The following is a 5,289-nucleotide window of genomic DNA, read 5'->3' as shown; positions in this document are numbered from 1 at the left end:
TATGGGTTACCTGCTAGGAGCAAGTTGTTTGCACCAATTGTTGATGTAATACTTCCGTTGTTAGGTTTTCCTAGGAAGGTATAGTTTTGGTTTGGTGCTGATGCGTTACTTCCTTTAAGTGTGAAACCTTGACCTGGTAATAAAGTTCCGTTTTGTCCAACTGAAGCCCAGTTATAGTAATTGTTACCTAGGTTTTGGAATTTGAAAATCCAGTAGCTGCTTAGAGTAATAGGCGATGTAGCGGTGCTGTTTATACCTGTTGTCCATTGGATGTTTTTGATGTCATCTGGGTTTGTACCGTCTTTCATTACGCCTGCTACTGTGTAACCATGGTTTACTGATGTATTGTTTATTGAGCTAACAGGTGAAGACCAATAGTTATAATTAAAACGATTTGATTGTCCTTGTTGGTCTCTTTCGATTGAACCAGCACTTGTTGCATCGAGTGTACTTTCGGCAGTTTGCACTAATTGAGATTTACCTGTTAGGTCAATTTTTCCGTCAAGTTTAAGATACCAATCGTTTTGGATTTTAGTATCGTTATTCATTTTTACTGTTACACCTGAGTTGATAACCATTCCGATATCAGTATTGTTACCATTTTCAGTGATGTTATGGTTTACAAGGATTATTGAAGCATCGTTTTCGATTACATCTAGTCCACGGATGTCTTTTGAGGTATCGTTTACAGCGGTAGCAAATGTACCTGCTTGTCTAGTTACAAAAGGCATTGGAGCTTCTTGGTAGTTGATTACTTTGTGGTTGTACATTTTCATACCTGTTACTAAATCGATAGCCGGTGTTGTTAAGTCGTCAATAATATCGTCTTTGAATGTATCCATTCTATAGTAACGTAATACTCTGTTGAAAGGAAGTGAGCCAACATTTTGTGGGATTACTGTTCCTCTAACTTCACCGCTGTTGTTTTCAATTTCTTGGTGAACGATTCTTTTTATTTGGTCAAGCGATAACTCGGTATTGAATACTCTAACTTCGTCTATTTTACCTCTGAAGAAGGTGTTTGAAGCGTTAGGGTTTTTACCTAATGTTAATTTAGTAGTATCAGCTTGTATTGTTTCGTTTAGGGCTCTTGAAGCTACAAGAGTTCCGTTTAAATAGATTTTTAGTTCACCACTACCAAGAACAGCAGCTACATGATACCATCTAGATCTTTCAAGAGGTGTTGCAAAGTCAAGTGTTTTGCCGTTTACTGTAGCTCTAATTCTTCGGTTGCTTAGAATTCTTATGTTGAATTTGTCTTGTCCTACAACTACACCGTTTGCATTGAAACCACTATTAAGATCAATCCATGCCATTAGAGTAGCTGATGCTAATCCAGATAGTATTTGAGTGTCTTCGGCATAGTCATTTCTACCGTCGAAGTCAAGGTATAGTTTTCTGTTAAGGTCTCTAGGCGAACCTCTTTGGATAGTATTAGTATCGAAATTGTCCATGATACCGTCTTTATCGTTATCTAGCGTGCTATCCAATAATCCGTTATTGTTAGCATCAAGGTTTGCGTAAAGAGTTCCTGCGATGTCAAAAGTACCATCAGTATTAGAGTCAAGTTCTCTATAGTCTGGCATATTGTCTGCATCAGTATCTTGAGCATAAGCTCTGAAAGTAGATCCGAATACTGTACTGTTATCGTAAAGGTCAAGAAGCCCATCGCCATCAGAGTCTAGTAAATCACCTACACCGTCGCCATTGATATCTCCATCACCATTTAGCAGACCGGCTTCATCTACATCGAAAATAGAGTCGTTGTCGCTATCTAGGTCAAGGTAATCGGGTCTTGCATCTCCATCGGTATTAGGAATTGTATAAGTTCCACCCGAAATCATTGTATCGATATAGTCGTTCATACCATTTCCATTGGCATCTACCCATGTTGAAGCGGATGTCATGTCCATAGTTGATTTGTTGTTGCTGTATACTTTGAAGCCAGCTTCTTCGATATCTGGAATACCATCGTTATCGTCGTCAACATCGATTATGTCTGCAATTCCATCGCCATCAGAGTCTACACAGTTTTGATTGATAACGATTTGAACGTCGTCAATAAAGTTACCAACTGAAGCACTACCAGAGCCAGTATATCCGGCTTGGAAAGTTAAAATAATTTGACTTTGTCCAACAGGAATGTTGTATACTCCTGAATAAGTTCCCCAAGAAGTGGTTCCATCAACCATAGTTGCAATTGGAGTTGAAGCAATAGCACCAGCAAGTGTTGGACCGAATTTTACGAAAGCTTGATCGATACCACCACGACCTCTGTGTTTGATAGACCAGTTGATTGTTCCACCAGAACCATTCAAACAGAAAGTTTGATAAAGTATACCTGGAACGTTTGCGTTTAATTCTGCAAATTGATTACCTGTTGCTGCTGGAACGCCATTAAAACCAGAGCTCCATATTTCGATGAAGTTTTCAGCACTAGTTTGCCATCCAGGTACGTTTCCAGTTGGAAGGATAGCGAAGCTTGAAGCAGGAATTACTGGCGTTTCAAAACTACCGTTTAGGAATGGGTCACTTAAACAAGTGCTACATTCAATAATATCTGTAATACCATCATTATCATCGTCAGTATCTACGTTGTTCGAAATTCCATCGCCATCAGAGTCGATATCGCCAAAACCGTGGATAAAAAAGTCATAAGGGTTTTCATTTACATCATCATTGTTGATGGTTATCATAGCATTTCTACGACCAAGTGTATTAGTAGCAAATCTTACTGTAAATGAAGTGCTTCCACCAGCAGGAATAGTTAATGTTGAAGGATTTGAAGTGATAGTAAAATCGGATGCATGGATGCCAGAGATTACAGGATTTGAGATTGTTAATGTTGTAGTACCTAAATTTTGTATAACAAAAGAACTTGATGAGGTTCCAGAAGGAAGAAAACGTTTCCAAAATCAGTTCCATCGGTAGTTGTAGGAGTGGTATCGCCATTAACGATTGAATTTGCTAAACCAGTGATGTTGATTTCTACATTGTTACCAAAACCTTGAATAGCAAAAGTGTATGGGTTTTCGTTGAAATCATTGTTGTTTATTGTAACTAATGCAGTTCTAGTTCCAGATGCACTAGGGTTAAAAGTAATTGTAAAAGTTCTTGATGAACCACCATTAAAAGTAGTTCCAGAAGGATTGGTAGTAACAGTGAAGTCACTTGCATTAGTTCCAGAAATTGTTGGGTTTGAAATAGTCATTGATGTTGTACCAAAGTTTGCTATGGTAAAAGTTCTGGTAAGAGTTCCAGTATTGATGTCAGTAGAACCAAAATCAGTATGGTCAGTTAATGATGGAGTTGCGTCTCCATTAGCAATAGAAATTGTATTTCCTTGTACATCCATCTCAGTATCAGTACCATTTCCTCTTATGTTGAAATTATAAGGGTTTTCATTACCGTCATTATTAACTATATTGATTGTTGCAGAACGAGTACTTGTAGCGCTAGGATTGAAGGTAACTACAAAACTTGTACTGCTACCTGGAGCTATGCTCAGTGTACTTGGGTTAGTAGTTACGGCGAAATCTGCAGCGTGTGTGCCAGTAATTGTTGGGTTATCAATATTAAGATTTGTTGTACCCGTGTTTTGAATTACAAAAGTTTGTGTTTTAGTTTCAAAAGTAATATCAGTATTTCCAAAATCAGTACCGTCAGTAATTGAAGGAGTTGTATCGCCATCAACGATAGATGTACTATTTCCAGTTAGATTGATTTCTGAGTTTGAACCAAAACCATTGATATGGAAAGTATATGGATTTTCATTGCTATCATTGTTAGTAATGTTAACGATTGCATTTCTGTTTCCACTAGCTGATGGGTTAAAAGTAACCACAAAAGTTCTTGTGACTCCTGCAGCGAATGTTGTACTAGAAGGATTAGTTGTTACAGTGAAATCGGCGGCATGAGTTCCTGAAATTGTTGGGTTTGAAATTATTAAGTTTGTTGTTCCTTGGTTAGTTATAGAAAAAGTTCTAGTAATTGTACCTGTAGTTGTGTCAATTTCACCAAAGTTTGTCCAATCTGCAGTAGTAGGAGTAGTATCACCATTTATAATTGAAACTCCGTTTCCAAGTACATCAATTTCAGGATTTATGGTTGTACCTCTTATGTTAAAGTTGTAAGTAGCTTCGTCTGAATCATTACTAATTACATTTACTTGTACAGCAATATTTGAACCAATGGCAGCCGCATTGTATCTAATTACAAAATTACTTGATGCGCCAGGAGCGATAGTTGCACTTGGAAATGTAGTGATGTCGAATTGGCTAGCGTTTGCACCAGTTATAGTTGTATTACTGATGGTAAGGTTTGCAGAACCAGTGTTTTGAATGGTAAAGGTTCTAGAAGTTGTAATACCAAGATAAGTTTCTCCAAATTCTGTATTATTAGTAGTGCTGTAAGTGTTACTACCATCAATAATGTTATTTCCGTTTGAAATGATATTGATTTCAGGTGCAGTTGGGGTACTGTTTGCAGTTACATTAAAGGTGTAAGTACCTTCATTACTATCATTGTTATCGATGGTTATAGTTGCAGTTTTTACTCCAATAGATGTTGGGGTGAAAGTTACTGTTAAAGTAGCAGTTCCTCCTGGAGCTATTGTAGATGCAGCGTGCGAAACTGAGAAATCACCAGAGTTATCATAGCTTGACCAAATAGAAAGCGTGTAACCACCAGTATTTTGTATAGTAAATGTTCTTACAATACTACCTGAACCAAATGGTATAGTTCCAAAATCGGTATTGTTTGCAATAGAGTAAGAAGTTGAACCTGTTGGAATATTAATGCTGTTACCTTGAAGGTTAATTTCTTGCTCTGCAATTACAGCACTTACATTAAAAGAATATGTTCCTTCATCAGAGTCATTGTTAGCAATTGAAATGGTAGCATTTTTAGTACCAGCAGATGTTGGGTTAAAAACAACTGTTACAGTTGCTGTTCCACCTGGTGTTACAGTACTTGGGCTGTATGATACTGCAAAATCAGAGTTGCTAGACCAAGCAGAAGTTAAATTCAAATTACTTGTTCCTAAATTTTGAATTGTATATGTTCTAGTTCCGGCAGTAGTCCCAAAATCAGTATTAATACTATTAGAGATCAAATTTGAACCATTAGGAATATTTGTAGCTGGACTTCCACCTTGTAGATTAATTTCTTGTTCTGTAGCAAAGCCTTGAACAGCAAAAGTATAAGTTCCTTCGTCACTATCATCATTTGAAATAGAAACAATTCCATTTCTGGTGCCAGCATTTGTTGGATTGAATTGCACTGTCAAAG

General features: G+C 37.3%; 2 protein-coding genes and 1 pseudogene. All 3 read right to left on the bottom strand.

Annotated features, from left to right (window positions below; genetic code table 11):
- Positions 1-2,696, bottom strand: a 2,696-nt coding sequence (locus IAI56_RS15120; protein ID WP_187658655.1) for a LamG domain-containing protein, incomplete at its 3' end; no start/stop codon positions are given.
- Between the two features lie 30 nt (positions 2,697-2,726).
- Positions 2,727-2,837, bottom strand: a pseudogene (locus IAI56_RS16480) (hypothetical protein); the annotation flags it as partial.
- Positions 2,838-2,854: 17 nt separating this feature from the next.
- A partial coding sequence (locus IAI56_RS15110) for a beta strand repeat-containing protein (RefSeq protein WP_187658653.1) occupies positions 2,855-5,289 on the bottom strand: 2,435 nt, incomplete at its 5' end.

The sequence above is a fragment of the Flavobacterium macrobrachii genome, assembly GCF_014486675.1.
Classification (GTDB): domain Bacteria; phylum Bacteroidota; class Bacteroidia; order Flavobacteriales; family Flavobacteriaceae; genus Flavobacterium; species Flavobacterium macrobrachii.
The sequence above is the reverse complement of the archived record's forward strand: the minus strand, read 5'-3'. Positions and strand labels throughout refer to the sequence as shown.